Annotated in this window: 13 protein-coding genes and 1 pseudogene; 9 read left to right on the top strand and 5 right to left on the bottom strand. The window is 70.8% G+C overall.

Going from position 1 to position 15,994, the window contains the following annotated elements; all coding sequences use genetic code 11:
- Positions 1-4: 4 nt before the first annotated feature.
- Complete coding sequence (locus HUO13_RS15700) at positions 5-1,348, bottom strand: MFS transporter (RefSeq protein WP_211902074.1); 1,344 nt, start codon at positions 1,346-1,348, stop codon at positions 5-7.
- A 171-nt stretch (positions 1,349-1,519) separates the two neighbouring features.
- On the bottom strand, positions 1,520-2,269 hold the full coding sequence (locus HUO13_RS15695) for an IclR family transcriptional regulator (RefSeq protein ID WP_211902073.1): 750 nt from the start codon (positions 2,267-2,269) through the stop codon (positions 1,520-1,522).
- Positions 2,270-2,412: 143 nt separating this feature from the next.
- On the opposite strand from HUO13_RS15695, the gene mhpD reads away from it, so the two are divergent.
- The 5 genes from mhpD (at position 2,413) to HUO13_RS15670 (ending at position 8,309) form a co-directional block, all read left to right on the top strand.
- Positions 2,413-3,225 carry a 2-keto-4-pentenoate hydratase gene (gene mhpD, locus HUO13_RS15690; RefSeq protein ID WP_249124873.1) on the top strand — a complete coding sequence of 271 codons (813 nt, stop codon included), beginning with the start codon at positions 2,413-2,415 and terminating at the stop codon, positions 3,223-3,225.
- A complete protein-coding gene (locus HUO13_RS15685; protein ID WP_211902072.1) occupies positions 3,222-4,187 on the top strand; it encodes an acetaldehyde dehydrogenase (acetylating) in 966 nt (321 codons plus the stop codon). The genes mhpD and HUO13_RS15685 overlap by 4 nt, the downstream gene beginning before the upstream one ends.
- Positions 4,184-5,218 carry a 4-hydroxy-2-oxovalerate aldolase gene (gene dmpG / locus HUO13_RS15680; RefSeq protein ID WP_211902071.1) on the top strand — a complete coding sequence of 345 codons (1,035 nt, stop codon included), beginning with the start codon at positions 4,184-4,186 and terminating at the stop codon, positions 5,216-5,218. Before HUO13_RS15685 ends, dmpG begins: the two co-directional genes overlap by 4 nt.
- Before the next feature lie 309 nt (positions 5,219-5,527).
- Positions 5,528-7,057, top strand: coding sequence for an AbgT family transporter (locus HUO13_RS15675; RefSeq protein ID WP_211902070.1), 1,530 nt, complete (start codon positions 5,528-5,530; stop codon positions 7,055-7,057).
- A gap of 25 nt (positions 7,058-7,082) precedes the next feature.
- Positions 7,083-8,309, top strand: coding sequence for a M20 family metallopeptidase (locus HUO13_RS15670; protein ID WP_211902069.1), 1,227 nt, complete (start codon positions 7,083-7,085; stop codon positions 8,307-8,309).
- A gap of 57 nt (positions 8,310-8,366) precedes the next feature.
- Here HUO13_RS15670 and HUO13_RS15665 read toward each other — a convergent pair whose 3' ends face one another.
- Both HUO13_RS15665 and HUO13_RS15660 read right to left on the bottom strand, forming a co-directional pair.
- Positions 8,367-9,254, bottom strand: a complete 888-nt coding sequence (locus HUO13_RS15665; RefSeq protein WP_211902068.1) for a sugar phosphate isomerase/epimerase family protein — start codon at positions 9,252-9,254, stop codon at positions 8,367-8,369.
- Positions 9,255-9,291: 37 nt separating this feature from the next.
- On the bottom strand, positions 9,292-9,480 hold the full coding sequence (locus HUO13_RS15660) for a hypothetical protein (protein ID WP_211902067.1): 189 nt from the start codon (positions 9,478-9,480) through the stop codon (positions 9,292-9,294).
- A 60-nt stretch (positions 9,481-9,540) separates the two neighbouring features.
- Between HUO13_RS15660 and HUO13_RS15655 the strand changes: the two are divergent.
- Positions 9,541-10,305, top strand: a pseudogene (locus tag HUO13_RS15655) (IclR family transcriptional regulator); the annotation flags it as partial.
- Positions 10,306-10,336: 31 nt separating this feature from the next.
- Here the strand turns inward: HUO13_RS15655 and HUO13_RS37445 are convergent.
- Complete coding sequence (locus tag HUO13_RS37445; RefSeq protein WP_249124871.1) at positions 10,337-11,005, bottom strand: TetR/AcrR family transcriptional regulator; 669 nt, start codon at positions 11,003-11,005, stop codon at positions 10,337-10,339.
- A gap of 140 nt (positions 11,006-11,145) precedes the next feature.
- On the opposite strand from HUO13_RS37445, the gene HUO13_RS15650 reads away from it, so the two are divergent.
- The 3 genes from HUO13_RS15650 to HUO13_RS15640 all read left to right on the top strand — a co-directional run bounded on the left by HUO13_RS15650 (position 11,146) and on the right by HUO13_RS15640 (position 15,977).
- A complete protein-coding gene (locus tag HUO13_RS15650; RefSeq protein WP_349253383.1) occupies positions 11,146-12,726 on the top strand; it encodes an AMP-binding protein in 1,581 nt (526 codons plus the stop codon).
- Between the two features lie 121 nt (positions 12,727-12,847).
- Positions 12,848-15,178 (top strand): CaiB/BaiF CoA-transferase family protein, encoded by a 2,331-nt coding sequence (locus tag HUO13_RS15645; RefSeq protein WP_211902064.1) that lies wholly within the window; start codon positions 12,848-12,850, stop codon positions 15,176-15,178.
- A 13-nt stretch (positions 15,179-15,191) separates the two neighbouring features.
- On the top strand, positions 15,192-15,977 hold the full coding sequence (locus tag HUO13_RS15640; RefSeq protein ID WP_211902063.1) for an enoyl-CoA hydratase/isomerase family protein: 786 nt from the start codon (positions 15,192-15,194) through the stop codon (positions 15,975-15,977).
- Positions 15,978-15,994: the final 17 nt, after the last annotated feature.

Below are 15,994 nucleotides of genomic sequence, written 5' to 3'. Positions count from 1 at the left end.
CCCGTCAGGACTGCCTGGAAGGGGCCGCCGCGACTCCCTCGCCCGCGTCCGCCGACGGTACCGCCCTGATGTCCTTCGCCCTGGTTTCCGGGGCGGCGACCACCGCGACGGCCGTGACGACACCCATCCCGACCAGCAGCAGTGCCACCGGCCAGGAAGCACCGGTCCACGCGAGCAGGGCGGTGGCGATGACCGGCGAGAACCCGCCGGCGACCATCGAGGCCAGCTCGTGCCCGATGGCGACACCGCTGTAGCGCACCCTGGCGTCGAAGAGCTCGGAGAACAACGCGGGCTGGGGCCCGATCATGGCTCCGTGGCAGAAGACCACCGCCACGAACACAGCGGCGAAGACCAGCACCGGGTCGCGCGAGTCGAACATCGCGAAGAACGGGAACGCCCACAACACCAACCCGATCGCTCCTCCCAGGTAGACCGGGCGGCGCCCGATCCGGTCGGAGAGCGCCCCGAACATCGGCATCACGAACGACTCGCACAACATGCCCACCACGACCGCGGCCAGCACGACATCCCGGTCCAGGCCGATCTCGGACGCGTAGGAGAGGCTGAAGGTGAGGAACACGTAGGACGCACCGTTCTCGGCGATGCGTGCCCCGAAGGTGATCAGCACCGACCTGGGATGCGCGCGGACCGCTTCGAGAACCGGCAGCCGGGCCTTCTCCGGAGCACGGTCCGCCTGCTGGAACGCCGGTGTCTCCATGATCCGGAGCCGGATCAGCAGTCCGACGGCGGTGAGCACGATGCCGACGAGGAAGGGGATCCGCCAGCCCCACGCGAAGAAGGACGCCTCCGTGGTCGCGGCCGAGACCAGGGCGTATGCCGATGCCGAGAGCACGAACCCGAGCCCCACACCGGTCTGGCTCCAGGCCGAGTAGAAGCCGCGGCGGTGGTCCGGCGCGTGTTCGCTCACGATCAGCACGCCGCCGCCCCACTCGCCGCCGACCGCGATGCCCTGCACGATCCGCAGCGCCACCAGCAGCACCGCCGCCCACACCCCGATGTCGCCGTAGGTGGGCAGCACCCCGATGAGGAACGTCGCGATACCCATGATCACCAACGTGATCACCAGCATCGACTTGCGCCCGAGCCGGTCACCGAAGTGTCCGAAGATGACACCGCCCAACGGCCGGGCGAGGAAACCCACGGCGTTGGTGCCGAAGGCGGCGATCGTGCCCACCAGCGGATCGAACGTGGGGAAGAACAACGTGTTGAACACGAGTGCCGCGGCCGTGCCGTAGAGGAAGAAGTCGTACCACTCCAGCGCACTGCCGACCAGGCTCGCGATCGCCGCCTTGCGCACCTCGCGGGTGTCCCGGCTCGTCCCTGTCATGCTGGCCCTCCGCTTGTCCGTGTCGGAGCAGATCGACAGCTGCACCCTGGAATGTTCACGGATTGTTCGCCGCCGCCGGACGCGGAGGAAAACGCGACGGTTCGCTCAACGGACCGGCCTCCCAGCTCGCCATGACGACCCGAAGCCGATGTCGATCTCCTTTGGACTCCTTCAGCCACTGGTGCGAAGAACTCGCGACAGCCCCAGGGCCGCGGTCCGCACGGCGGGGGCCAGCTGTGCCGGCCGGAACTGCTCCCGGGGCACGGCGACCGACAGCGCGGCGACCGCCACGGCGCCGTCGAACACCGGGGCCGCGATGCAGCTCACGCCCAGCGCCGCCTCCTGTTCCTCGTAGGCCAGCCCGGAGACCTGCGCCTGTTCGATCGCCGTGCGCATCCGCTCCGGGTCGGTGACCGAGAACCGGGTCAGCTTCGGCAGCGGTAGCGCCAGCAGCTCCTCGGCGAGCGCGGCGTCGGAGAAGGCCAGCAGGGCCTTGCCCACGCCGGTGCAGGTGAGCGGGAGGCGACCACCGATGCGGGAGGGCAGCGGCAACGGGTCGTGGCCGTGGATGCGTTCGACGTAGACGACCTCGCTTCCCTCCCGGATGCCCAGGTGGACCGTCTGCCTCGTGGTCTCGAAGAGGTCCTGGAGGAACGGCAGCGCGGCTTCGCGCAGGTCCTGGCGGCGTGGGACGAGCGAGCCGAGCTCGAACAGCTTGCCGCCGAGGCGGTAGACGTCCCCGCTGCGTTCGAGCAGGCCCAGCCTCACCAGCTCGCCCGCCAGCCGGAATGTCGTGGTCTTGGTCAACCCAGTACGCGCCGCCAGTTCCGCCAGACGGTACGCACCGCCCGAGGGACGGAAGGAGTCCAGGATGAACACCGCTTTGTCGAGCATGTTGCCGGTGGAGCTGTTCCGCGACATGGAACGAACCTTGGCACACGTCGTCCGCCTCGCCTATACCAAGCCCGTGCGGCACGGCCTGCGATCGCCCGCCGCAACCACTCGACGTACTCCCCGTTGCCCTGGAGGTTCCCCATGCTCTCCCGTCCTGCCCGCAGGCTGCCGTGAGCGCCGCCGCCACCCCCGCGGCGGTGGTCAAGGCCGCCGACCTGCTGGCCGAGGCCGCCGAGACCGGCCAGGCGTGCCAGCCGGTGCGCACCCTGTTCGCCGACGGCGACGTCGAGGCCGCCTACTCGGTGCAACGGCTCACCGTCGAACGCGCCCTCGCGGCAGGGCGCAGGCTGGTCGGCCGCAAGATCGGGCTCACCTCCCCCGCCGTCCAGCGGCAGCTCGGGGTCGGACAGCCCGATTTCGGCGCCCTGTTCGCCGACATGGCCGTGGTCAAGGCAGGCGTGGTGCCCTCGGGACGCCTGCTGCAACCGAAGGTGGAAGCCGAGGTCGCCCTCGTCCTGGGCACCGACCTGCCGCACCCCGACTGCACCGCGGCGGAACTGCTGCGCGCCGCGGAGTTCGCGCTGCCCGCGCTGGAGATCGTGGACAGCCGCATCGCGGGCTGGGACATCACCATCGTCGACACCGTCGCGGACAACGCCTCGTCCGGGCTGTTCGTACTCGGCGGCACTCCGGTGCCGCTCGACCGGGTGGACCTGCGCTCGGTGCAGATGGCGTTGTCCCGCAACGATCAGGTCGTGTCGGAGGGCAGCGGGGCCGACTGCCTCGGCAGTCCTCTCAACGCGGCCCTGTGGCTGGCCTCGACGCTGGCCAGGATGGGCGACCCCCTGCGAGCCGGTGACGTCGTGCTGACCGGCGCGCTCGGACCGATGGCGGTGGCCACGCCGGGTGACGCCTTCGACGCCCACGTGTCCGGGCTGGGGTCGGTACAGGTGCGTTTCGCCGCGGAAGGAGAGGACCTGTGAGCAGCAGCTCGGCCGGCCACCGGACGAAGGTGGCGGTCATCGGCTCGGGCAACATCGGCACCGATCTCATGATCAAGGTGCTCCGGTTGTCCGAGAACCTGGAGATCGTCGCGATGGCGGGCATCGACCCGGACTCCGACGGCCTGGCCCGCGCCCGGCGCCTGAAGGTGGCGACCACCCACGAAGGCGTCGACGGCCTGGTCCGGATGCCGGAGTTCGACGACGTCCGGTTCGTCCTCGACGCCACCTCCGCAGGCGCACACCGCCACCACGACGAAGTGCTGCGCGCCCTGGGCAGGACCGTCGTCGACCTCACGCCGGCCGCGCTGGGCCCCTACGTCGTGCCCCCGGTGAACCTGGACGCCCATCTCGACGCCTCCAACGTCAACATGGTCACCTGCGGGGGCCAGGCCACCATTCCCGTCGTCGCCGCCGTCTCCGCGGTGACCACCGTGCACTACGCGGAGATCATCGCCTCCATCTCGTCCCGGTCCGCGGGCCCCGGCACCCGGGCCAACATCGACGAGTTCACCGAGACCACCTCCCGCGCGATCGAGGAGGTCGGCGGCGCCGCGCGCGGCAAGGCGATCATCGTCCTCAACCCCGCCGAGCCGCCGCTCATCATGCGCGACACCGTGCACTGCCTGGTCTCGGACTGCGACACCGAGGCGGTCACCGCCTCCGTCGAGGCGATGGTCGGCCGGGTGCAGGCATACGTCCCCGGATACCGCCTCAAGCAGAAGGTGCAGTTCGACCGGGTCTCCCGTGCCGACCCGCTGCGCGCGCTGCTGCCGGGAGGTGGCGGCGGGGACGCGCTGAAGGTGTCGGTGTTCCTCGAGGTGGAGGGAGCCGCCCACTACCTGCCCGCGTACGCGGGCAACCTCGACATCATGACCTCCGCGGCGATGCGCACCGCGGAACGCATCGCCGCCCACCGCGCACACGAGGGAACACACCGATGACCACGAGCACTCCCTCCCCCTTGTACATCCAGGACGTCACGCTGCGCGACGGCATGCACGCCATCCGGCACCGCTACACGGTCGAACAGGCCCGTGCCATCGCCGCCGCTCTCGACGCGGCCGGGGTCGCGGCGATCGAGATCGCGCACGGTGACGGGTTGTCCGGCTCCAGCATCACCTACGGCGTCGGCGCCCACACGGACTGGGAATGGATCGAGGCCGTCTGCGACGTCACCCGTCACGCCGTGCCGACCACCCTGCTGCTGCCCGGCATCGGTACGTTGACCGACCTGCGGCAGGCCCACGCGCTGGGCATCCGCTCGGTGCGCGTGGCCACCCACTGCACCGAGGCCGACATCTCCGCGCAGCACATCGCGGCCGCCCGCGAGATGGACATGGACGTCGCCGGCTTCCTGATGATGTCCCACATGGCCGAGCCCGCCGAACTCGCCCGGCAGGCCAAGCTGATGGAGTCCTACGGCGCCACCTGCGTTTACGTCACCGACTCGGGCGGCAGGCTCACCATGGACGGCGTGCGGGACCGCTTCCGCGCCTATCGCGACGTGCTGGAACCCAGCACGGAACTCGGCATCCACGCCCACCACAACCTGGCCCTGGGCGTGGCCAACAGCGTCGTCGCGGTGGAGAACGGCGCGATCCGCGTCGACGCGTCACTGGCCGGGCAGGGCGCCGGGGCGGGCAACTGCCCGCTGGAGGCGTTCGTCGCGGTGGCCGACCTCATGGGCTTCGAGCACGGCTGCGACCTGTTCCCACTCATGGACGCCGCCGACGACCTCGTCCGGCCCCTGCAGGACCGCGAGGTCCGCGTGGACCGCGAAACGCTGAGCCTGGGCTATGCCGGGGTGTACTCCAGCTTCCTCCGCCACGCCGAGGCGGCGGCCGTCCGGTACGGCCTGGACACCAGGGCGATCCTCGTGGAGGTCGGCCGCCGCGGCATGGTCGGCGGGCAGGAGGACATGATCACCGACATCGCACTGGACCTGGCCGCCGCCGGCGGCACCACCGCCTGAACACCAGGAGCGGCCGCGCACCGACCAGGCGGAAGGCGCTCGGTCGGTGCGTTCGCCTCGGCAGTCGCAGGGCGGTCTTCGAGGGGACTTCCTTGCATGACCGACGCGTACGCTCCTCGTTGCACGCCGGTCCACTCGGCGGACCGGTTCTGTTGGCGGCGGGTTGCGCCGCTGTGAGACTCCCGGAACTGCTCGTCAGGCACTGACGGCACCGGAGCGGTGAACGCCTGGGAACTGGTCTCGGATCCGCCGCTCCGCTCCTCGGATCGCGCTTTGCTCGTCGCGAGCGCGCAGCCGGAAGGAACGCACATGCGCACCACGCTCGCACGTCGCAGGTTTCGCGTATTCGGTCACCTGCTCACAGGCATCGAGAAGGTGGGGAACAAGCTTCCGCATCCGTTCATGCTGTTCGTCTACATCGGCTTGGTCATCGCCCTGATCTCCTGGGTGGTCAGCTGGTTCGGAGTCCGCGTAGCCGATCCGGAAAGCGGCGAGCTGGTCGCGGTGCGCAGCCTGGTCTCCGGCGAAGGGCTGGTCTACGCCCTGACGTCGATGCTGGAGAACTTCGTTTCGTTCCCGCCCCTGGGCCTGGTCATCGTGATGATGTTCGGCATCGGGCTCGCCCAGCGGGTCGGGCTGTTGAGCACGCTGTTCTCGCGAGCGATCCTCTCCGCGCCGCGGAGGCTGGTGACCGCCGCGGTGGTGCTGATCGGGATTTGCAGCAATGTCGCGTCGGAAGCCGCGATGATCGTGGTGCCACCGCTGGCCGCGGTCGTCTTCCTCGCCGTGGGACGCCACCCGATCGCCGGCCTGGCTGCCGCCTTCGGTGCAGTGGGAGCCGGATTCACCGCGAACTTCGTCATCGCCGGTACCGACGTCCTGCTGTCCGGGATCTCCACCGAAGCGGCCGCGATCGTCGATGGGCGACACACCGTTTCCCCGCTGTCGAACTGGTACTTCATGTCGGCGTCGACCGTCCTGCTCACAGTGGTCGGTGTCGTCATCACGGAGAAGGTCGTGGAACCGAGGCTGGGCGAGTACTCGGGCCCGACGGAGGAGGCCCCCGACAAGGAGGTTTCGCCGGAGCAGCGACGCGGCCTGCGCTACGCGGGGCTCACCGCGGCCGGGTTCATCGCCGCGGTGGCGGTTCTGTCGATCCTGCCCGGTGCTCCGCTGCGCGGCGACGGCTCGTTCCTCGACTCGCCGCTGCTGCAGGCGATCGTCCCACTGCTCTTCATGCTGTTCGTGCTGACCGGTAGCGCATACGGCGTCGCGGTCGGTGAAGTCCGCTCGGCCAACGACCTGCCCAAGATCATGATCGAGTCGGTGCGGGACATCGGTGGCTTCCTGCTCATGGTTTTCGCCGCCGCGCAGGCGATCGCCTGGTTCAACTGGTCCAAGCTGGGGTTGCTGCTCGCCGTGGCCGGGTCGGATCTGATGAAGGCGGCGGGCGTCAGCGGACTCACCGGACTGCTGCTGTTCAGCGTGGCCACCGTGCTGTTCAGCCTCATCCTCTCCAGCGGATCCGCGCTGTGGGCCATCGAGGCCCCGGTGTTCATCCCGATGTTCGTGCTGCACGACGTCAACCCGGCTTTCGTGCAGGTCGCCTATCGCATCGCCGACTCGTCGACCAACATGCTGGCCCCGTTGAGCCCCGCCTTGGCCGTCGCGATGGGCTTCCTGCAGAAGTACAAGAAGGACGCGGGCATCGGGACGCTGTTCGCCCTGATGGTGCCCTACGCAGTCGCCTTCTACCTCGTCTGGGTCGTGTTCTTCGTGGCTTGGACGCTGCTGGGACTGCCCGTCGGCCCCGGGGAATCGTTGTACCTGAACCGCTGACACCAGAACGACGATCGGAGCAAGCATGACCCAACAGCCGACGGAACCCGGCACGGCATCGGGCGGGGACCTACTCCCCGAGCTGCGCGCACGTGTGCACGAGATCGAGGACCTGGTACTGGACACCAGCCACCAGATCCACGCGAAACCGGAGATCCGGTTCCAGGAGCACTTCGCCTCGGATCTTCTCGCGCGTCGGCTGCGGGAGCACGGTTTCACGGTGACCAGCGGGATCGCCGGCCTCCCCACGGCATTCGTCGGCAGGCACCGGGAACCGGCGGGCCCCGGACCGACGATCGCTTTCCTCTGCGAGTACGACGCACTGGAGGAGATCGGACACGGCTGCGGGCACAACGTGATCGCCGCAGCGGGTCTTGGTGCCGCGCTCGCGACGAAGCGATGGCTCGACGACAATCCCGGCGTGGCGGGGTCCGCGGTAGTGCTCGGCACGCCCGCGGAAGAAGGCGGCGGCGGCAAGATCCCACTCATCGAGAGCGGCTACCTCGACGGCATCGACGCGGCTCTCATGCTGCACCCGGCGGGAGAGAACCTCTCCCAGATGACGACGCTGGCACGCGCGGCGTTCGACGTGGTGTTCACCGGGCGCGCCGCGCACGCCGCCGTCAGCCCGGAGGAGGGTGTGAACGCGTTGGACGCGGCGACCCTGACGCTGTCGGCGATCGGCCTGCTGCGCCAGCAGCTCCCGCCGGATGCGCGAGTGCACGGGATCGTCACCGACGGTGGGCAGGCACCCAACATCATCCCCGAACGCACGTCGCTGCGGTTCTACGTGCGTTCACCCGACACGCGGTACCTGCGCGACCGGCTGCTGCCGGCGGTGGAGAACTGCGCACGGGGAGCGGCGCTGGCGACAGGAGCCGAGGTCACGATCAGCCAGCAGGCGCCCACCTATGCCGCGCTGCGACCGAACCCGGTGCTCGGCCGGATGATCGAGGACAACTTCGCGTTGCTGGGTCGCGAGACCGTTCCGCTCCTCGACTCGGCCTTTCCCGGGTCGACGGACATGGGAAACGTCAGCGAGGTCGTGCCTGCCGCGCACCCGAACATCGAGTTCGTCCCGGGGCTCACCATGCACAGCCACAACGCGGCTGAGCTCGCAGGCGGCGAGGTCGGTGACCGCGCAGCCCTGGACGGTGCGACGCTGCTCGCGCTGACCGCGGCACAGCTGTTCAGCAGCGAAGAGCTCGTATCCGACGTGCGCGCCGCATTCGTTCCGGCAGCCACGGAGTAGAACGTGGGGGGCGGCAGCAGCGGTGACACGGCAGCCCGCTGCTGCCGACCACCGACATCAGTGCTGCTCTTGCGCCCACTGCCCGCACAGCCGGACGCTGTCCTCGGGAGTCGCCTGCGCGCCCCGGTCGACCTCGATGACCAGCCAGCCGTCGAAGTCGTCCGGCAATGCCCGCAACGTCGCCGGGATGTCCACCGAAGCGTGCCCGGGTTCGGCCCACAGACCGGCGAGGACCGTCCTGCGGTAGTCCCACCCCGCTGCCTTGCCCTCTTCGGCCACATCGGCGCGGAAATCCTTGACGTGCAGGCTGGCGACCCTGTCACCGTAGTCGCGGATCAGGCCGATGCAGTCGGCTCCCGCCCAGCCGAGGTGGCCGATGTCCGGGCCGAAGGAGAGCACGTCTGCGGGCACGGTGTCGAGGATGAACCGGGTCTCCTCCTCGGTTTCCGCCCACGTCCCCACGTGCGGGTGGAAGGCGGCCGCCACGCCGTTGGCCCGGGTGACCTCCCCCATCCGCGCGAACACGTCTCGCACCCGCTCGAGCCGTTCGCGGCTGAACTCCGCACCCGCCGCCGGCCGTTGCACGCGAGGAGCTTCCTTCGACATGCCCGTCGCCACGAAGACGGTGGGCAGGCCGAGCTCGGCCTGCTCCTCGCTGATCCGCGCGGTCTTGTCCAGCAACTCCCGCAGGCTTTCCTCGTCGGTGGGGAGCTGCCCGGAGATGTAGCCGGGGGCCGGCGACAGCCCGTGGTCTTCGAGCAGCCGCCGGTACTCGGAAGTGCTCATGTCCGCGGGCACATCGGCGTGCAGCGATCCGATGCCCGAATCGTGGATGACCTTGAGCTGCTCGGGCAGCGGCGGCGCCAGTGCGGGGTCGATCCAGCCGTCGGAGGTGGCCACCCACTGCAGCGGGTTGATCGCGATCCGGTCAGGGCTGATGGTCACGTTTCGTCCTTTGCTCTGAGTGTGCCTGTCTCTGAACTCATCGAGGTTCCGGGCGTTGGCAGCTGCTGCCCAGCCGCACGACGCGGGTCTGCTGAGAGGCTTCTTCCAGCGCGCACATCGCCTCGAGCACGTGGAACGCGAACTCGGCGTTGGCACGGTGGGGCCGGCCTTCGACCGCGTCCGCGAGGTCGCGCACGCCAAGGCCGCGACGGAGCTGCTCGAGCACTGGACTTCAGGTTATCCACGTGGATAATCAGCATCCTGGTCGCGGTCGTGAGGAGGCCCGATGCCGACGCAGGATTCCCCGGTCGAAGGCGGGCAGCGCGACGACGACCAGGCATGCCCCAGCTCGGTGCTGGGCAAGGCGCAGCTCCTGCTGGGCGCGTTCGAGTCCGGCGCGTTCCAGCTGCGCCTCACCGAGCTGAGCCGCCGGTCGGGAGTCCCCAAGGCATCGGCCTACCGGCTCGCGCAGGAGCTGGTGCGATGGGGGTTGCTGGAGCGCAGGGGCGACTCCTACCAGCTCGGAATGCGGATCTTCGAGCTAGGCCAGCGGGTGCCCGCCTCAGCCGTGCTGCGCGCCGTCGCCCGGCCGCCCCTCACCGACCTCTTCGCGGCCACGCGCGCGACGATCCACCTCGCCGTGCTCGACGGCAGCCACGTGCTCTACCTGGAGAAGCTCGCGGGGGAAGCCAACATCCACAGCCACTCCCGGATCGGTGGCAGGTTGCCCGCGTTCTGCACCGCCACCGGCAAGCTGCTGCTGGCGACGTCCCCGGACCTCGACGAGCACCTCGATCGTCTCGCGCGGACCGGACTGCCGCACCTGACCTCGCGCACGGTGTCGTCGGTCGAAGCGCTCAGACGCCAGCTCGGCTCCGTCCGTGCCCGCGGTTTCGCGATCGAGATCGAGGAAATGCTTGCGGGATTCGGCAGCGTCGCCGTTCCCGTGACCGGTTCCGACGGCACGGTCCACGCCGCCGTGTCGGCCACCGCGGCGGCCACCCGGCTCGTGCCGCGGCGGCTGCTGCCCGAACTGCACTCGGCCGCCGCCGTGATCGCGAGGGCGATGGACCGCGCGATGCTCACGGCCGCGGATGTCCGACCGCATCTGCGCGGTGCTGACGGCTCGCCAGCAAGTCGAGCAGTTCCCGGACCCGGCGAAGGACTCCCTCGGTGCGCTGCGGCGAGTCGTAGAGCAGGTGCTGCAGGATGAGACCGTCCAGGGCCGACTCCACGAGCGCGGCCCAGTGCCCGTGGGGGTCGGCGATGCCGAGATCCCGGAGCGTGCCTGCGATCTCGGAGATGGACCGCTCGTAGCCGTCCACGGCCGCGCGCCGGTCCCCGAGACCGCGGATCGCGTTGAGCTTCACGTCGAACCGCAGGACATGCCGGGGCCGGTTCTCCCGCAGGGTCTCGATCATGCCGCGGGCGAAGTCGGCGGAATGCAGGGCGGAGCGCATGAGGTCGTCGGCGCTCCTGCTCGCCGCGACGCGCATCGCCTCGGCCAGCATGGCTTCGCGGGTGCCGAAGTAGTGCCGGACCAGCCCGTGGGTGACCGACGCCTCGGCAGCGACCGAGCGGTAGGTCACCATGTGCGTGCCGTGCCGCGCGGCGATGTCGATGGCGGCGTCGAGCAGCCGTTCGCGGGTGGACTTCGCCGCGCCGGTCGGTTGAGACGCGGTCGGCGCCGTCGCGCTCACCCGTTCGCCTCCTACCGGCTCGGGGCTGGAGGGCCGACGGTCCTCGATCATCTCGGGGAGCTTAGTCCGAGGCGCCGGGAACGGGCATGCCAACTCAGGCACGAGTCCGCTGAGCGAAACGCCCCCGTGGTCAGGGCCCGGCCCCGAAGCGAAGGTGGAGCAGACCATCCGCGGACCGGTGGAGGGCAGCTCTGAACGAGCACGACGTTCTGCCCGCAGACACGGCGGAAACGCTCATCGACGTCCTGGATCGCCGAGCCCAGGCCACCCCGGACGCCGAACTCGTACGTTTCGAGGACGGCTCCCGGCTGCGGGTGGGAGAGGTCCACGCCGGTGCGCGGAGGGTCGCGGCGCGGATCGCGCGGATCGCGTCCCCGGGAACCCCGATCGCCACCTGCGTGCGCCCTGGGCGCGCGGCCGTGGACCTGATCTTCGGCCTCGCCCGGTGCGGGGCAGTGGAGGTACCGCTCGCGCTCGACGTGAGCGCGCCGGCCGCCGAGGCGGTGCTGCGGGCTACGCACGCAGACGTGCTCGTCGTCGGTACGGCCGCGCTCGCGGCGAACGAGGCGCTGGCGGAACTGTTCGTCGCAGTACCGCGCGTCGTGCTGGTCCAGGACTCGGAGCTGCCCGGACCAGCAGGGGTGCCCTTCCTCGACGAGCTGCCGAGCGCGCCGGGTGGCGGTGACCGGCGGCCACGTCCCGGTGACCCGCTGGCCGTCCTTTCCACCTCGGGCACGACCGGCAGGCCGAAAGCCGCCGTCCTCCCCCACTTCGCGGCGGTCCGCCACGCGAGCCGGGTCCGCGCGACCATGCGTTACGGGCCAGGCGACGTGTTGTTCAACGTGTTCCCGTGGAACCACATCAACGTTCGCCACGCCGCGCTGCTGCCCGCCTTGCTGTCCGGCGCGCGGTTGGTGGCGCACACGCGGTTCTCGGCCTCCCGCTTCTGGGAAGTCTGCCGCGCCGAGCGGGTTTCGGCGTTCAACTTCATGGGCGCGATGCTGGCGATCCTCGATCGCCGGCCGCCCGCACCCGCGGACGACGACCACGCCGTGCGGCTGGCCTACGGCGCTCCGGCGCCGGTGGAGCTCGCGCGCCGGTTCCACGACCGGTTCGGCGTGCGCGCGCTGGAGGCCTACGCCTGCACCGAACTCGGCGACGTCGCCGCCAACACCCCGGAATCCTGGCGCCCCGGTACTGCCGGACGTGCCGTACCGGAGTACGAGGTCGCCATCGTCGACGAGGAAGGCCGCACCCTTGCACCGGGCGAGGTCGGCCAGATCGCGGCGCGCCCACGCTTGCCGCACATGATGTTCGGCGGCTACGCGGGTGATCCGTCGGCAACCGCGGCGGTCCTGCGGGACGGCTGGTTCCGAACCGGAGACCGCGGACTCCTCGACGAGCACGGCTACCTGACCTTCGCGGGCAGACGGGCCGACGTGGTGCGCAGGCGCGGGGAGAACATCGCGGCATGGGACGTCGAGCAGGTCCTGCTCACCATGCCCGGCGTGGTCGACGCGGCGGCGCTGGGCGTGGTGTCCGAGCTGACGGAGGAAGAGCTGCTCGTGGTCCTCGTCGCGCCCGGCACCGGAGTCGACGGCCCGGCCGTGCGCGACTGGTGCCGGGCACGGCTACCCCGGCACGCGGTGCCGCGTTACGTGCGGATAGCGCCGGAGCTGCCCCGCAACCCCAACGGCAAGGTGGTCAAGTCGGCGCTCGTCGCGCGTGGTGTCGACCGGTCGACGTGGGACGCCGAAGCCGCCACGTCCTGACGCCGTACCGGCCTCTCCGCGGTCGTCGGTGGTCCGCTGGGCAGACCGGAGATCTCGGAAGCGCGTCCACCCCGGCCTAACGTGAGGGCCCCCACCCACCTGTCGTCGATTGGGAGAACACGTGGCTTCTCCGTCCCCGGACGCCCCTTTGCGCGTCCTCGACCTCACCGACGAGCTGGCCTTCCAGGGAGCGCGGCTGCTGGTCGGGCTCGGCGCCGATGTCGTGCGCGTCGATCCGGACGAGGCGCTGGACCCCGCGGCTCGTGTCCACTGGCACGCCGGGAAGCGGTGGGCGAGGCTTCCGGACGACCCGTCGGCCGCGGGTGCGCTCGACTCGCTCGCCGAGGCGGCGGACGTCGTGCTGGAGAGCGGTCCGCAGGCGCAGCTGCGCGGTGTGCGCGAGGACGGCACGTCCCGCTGGCCGCACGCGGTCCACGTCGTCGTCACGCCGTTCGGGCTGACCGGACCGCGCCGCGACTGGCTGGGCGACGACCTGGTGCTGGCCTCCGCCGGCGGAATGACCTGGCTGGGCGGCCACGCGAGCGGGCAGCCCAAACCACCGCCCCGCGAGCAGGCCGTGCAGCTCGCCGGAGCGCACGCCGCGATCGCCGCGCAACTGGGCGTGCTCGCCCGCGACCGAACGGGGACGGGGCAGCTGGTGGACGTGTCGGCGCAGGAGGCCGTCGCCGCGACGCTGGAGACCGCGGCGATCGCCTGGATCCACGCCGGCCGCTACCCGGTGCGCAACGGCGGGGTCTACGAGCACGTCGCGCACCGGATCTTCGCCGCGTCCGACGGCTACGTGGCGGGTGGCTACTCGGGCAGCGAGCGCATGTGGACCGACCTGCTGGCCTGGCTCGCGGAGGAAGGCGAAGCCGGCGACCTCCTCGAAGAACGCTGGAGCGACCCGGTGCTGCGCTGGGAAGGCCGTCCGCACGTGGACGAGTTGGTAGCCCGGTTCGTCGCCAAGCGAACCGCCCGCGAGATCGCCGAACAGGGCCGGGCACGGGCGCTGCCCTGGGCGGAAGTGGCTCCGCCCGCCCGGCTGGCCGACAACGCGCAACTGCGGGACCGGCGGTTCTTCGCCACGGTGACCGGGGCCGGGGAACACGTCGAGAACGCCGGATTCCCTTGGGACGCACCAGGTCTTCCGCGCCCGGTCGCACTCGGCACCCTGCGGGAAGTCCCGGCGTCCTCGGCGTGGGCCACGCCGGGCCCGCGCGGTCGGCAAGACCGGCCGGGTCCGGCCACCTCTTCCCGCGCGCTCGACGGGCTCCGCGTTCTGGACCTCACCTGGGTCCTCGCCGGTCCGTACGCCACCAAACTGCTCGCCGAGCACGGCGCCGAGGTCATCAAGGTCGAGTCGAGGCACCGGCACGATCCGACCCGGTTCTCGCCGTCGATGCGGTTGCGGCCGGGCACCGGACCGGACGACAGCGGGTACTTCCTGAACTTCAACCGCAACAAGCGAAGCGTCGCGCTCAACCTGCGCACCCCGGACGGGCAGCGGCTGCTGCGCGACCTGGCGGCGCGCTGCGACATCGTCGTGGAGAACTTCAGCCCAGGGGTGCTGGCGAAGTGGGGCGTGGACTACGACTCGCTGCGGCGGACCAACCCGGGCGTGATCCTGGTGTCGATGTCCGGGGTGGGTCACACCGGGCCGTGGCGTCACGCGGTGACCTTCGCCGACACACTCGCCGCGATGTCGGGCTTGTCGAGCGAGACGCGCGACCCCGGTGAGCCACCGCAGGGCCTGGTCTTCGGCCTCGGCGACATGGTCGCGGCCAACGCGGCGGTGGTGGCGACCCTGGAGCTGCTCACCCGGCAGCAGGGCGGGCACATCGACCTGTCGCAGCTGGAGGCGATGGCCTCGACCATGGGACCGGCCGTCGTCGAGCCGACGCTCGCGCAATCGCCGCCCGCCACACGCACCACCGAGCACCCGAACCGCTCCCCACTCGCCGTACCGCACGGCGTCTACCCCGCCGCCGGCGAGGATCGCTGGGTCGCGATCTCAGTGCGCGATGACGCGCAGTGGCGCGCACTGCGGGACCTGGCACAGCTCCCGGGCGACGGCGACCTCGAACACCGCCGTGCCGCCGAGGACGAGATCGACGCCGCGCTGGCCGCGTGGACCCGACGCCGGCGAGCCGAGGAGTTGGCCACGCGACTCCAAGAGCTGGGAGTACCGGCAGCGGTGGTTGCCACCGGCCGAGATCTGGTCGAAGCCGACGAGCAGCTAAGAGCCCGCGGTTTCTACCAGACGCTCGAGCATCCGATCGCCGGCGCGGTCCGCCACGAAGGCATCGTCGCGCGGCTGTCGGCGACACCCGGAGCGCTCACGTCCCCGGCACCGCTGCTGGGCCAGGACACGGCCGCGATCCTGGGCGAGCTGCTGGGCCTGGGAGACGAGCAGCTGGCGGCTCTCGACGCCGCCGGGGTCACCGAGTGAACGAGGAGTGCGCGTGAGTGATCGACTCTCAGCCCCGGTCCTGGAGGTCACCCGGGAAGGTGGCGTGGCCACCGTCCGGATCGACCGTCCACCGGCCAACGCCGTCGACCCGGCGGTGATCGCCGAGTTCCTCGCGGTGCTGCCGCCACTGGTGTCCGACCCCGAGGTCCGGTGCCTCGTCATCACGGGCACGGGCAGGTTCTTCATCGCAGGCGCCGACATCGCGGTGATGCGCGACCTCTCGGCGGCCAACCACGCCGAGATGCGGCGCTGGATCGACGTGCAACGAATTCTGGAGCTGGCCCCCAAACCCGTTGTCGCGGCGATGAACGGCCATGCCCTCGGCGGCGGGGCGGAGCTCTCGCTCGCCTGCGACCTGCGCATCCTGTCGGCTACCGCGAGCTTCGGGTTCCCGGAGATCGCGCTCGGCCTGTTCCCGGGAGCCGGCGGCAGCCAGCGCCTTCCCCGGCTGGTCGGCCCGCACCTGGCCAAACGGCTGATGATCGAGGGCAGCCGTCTCACGCCGCAGCGCGCGCTCGAGCTCGGACTGGTCGACCTGGTCGTGGATTCCGACGAGTTCGACGGCGTCGTGGCGGAGGAGGCACGGCGGCTGGCGGCCAAGCCGACCGCGGCGATCGGGCTGCTCAAGCGCGTCGTCGACGAGGGCTTCGGTCTGCCGGTCGAACAGGCCCTCGCCCACGAGGAGAAAGGTGTGCACGAGCTCATCCGGACCGATGACGCGGCCGAAGGGCTGCAGGCGTTCCTGGACAAGAGGCCACCCGAATTCACCGGCCGCTGACCGGCTCGGGACGTGCG

Origin of the sequence: Saccharopolyspora erythraea (genome assembly GCF_018141105.1) — a bacterium.
Taxonomy (GTDB): Bacteria; Actinomycetota; Actinomycetes; order Mycobacteriales; family Pseudonocardiaceae; genus Saccharopolyspora_D; species Saccharopolyspora_D erythraea_A.
Note: the sequence above shows the minus strand (reverse complement) of the source record. Positions and strands in the feature narration are given on the sequence as shown.

What these genes read in the sequence shown, in the direction of transcription:
- HUO13_RS15700 (WP_211902074.1), bottom strand. Translation starts at nt 1,348, where the DNA reads ATGACAGGGACGAGCCGGGACACCCGCGAGGTGCGCAAGGCGGCGATC.
- HUO13_RS15695 (WP_211902073.1), bottom strand. Translation starts at nt 2,269, where the DNA reads ATGTCGCGGAACAGCTCCACCGGCAACATGCTCGACAAAGCGGTGTTC.
- dmpG (WP_211902071.1), top strand. Translation starts at nt 4,184, where the DNA reads ATGACCACGAGCACTCCCTCCCCCTTGTACATCCAGGACGTCACGCTG.
- HUO13_RS15675 (WP_211902070.1), top strand. Translation starts at nt 5,528, where the DNA reads ATGCGCACCACGCTCGCACGTCGCAGGTTTCGCGTATTCGGTCACCTG.
- HUO13_RS15670 (WP_211902069.1), top strand. Translation starts at nt 7,083, where the DNA reads ATGACCCAACAGCCGACGGAACCCGGCACGGCATCGGGCGGGGACCTA.
- HUO13_RS37445 (WP_249124871.1), bottom strand. Translation starts at nt 11,005, where the DNA reads ATGATCGAGGACCGTCGGCCCTCCAGCCCCGAGCCGGTAGGAGGCGAA.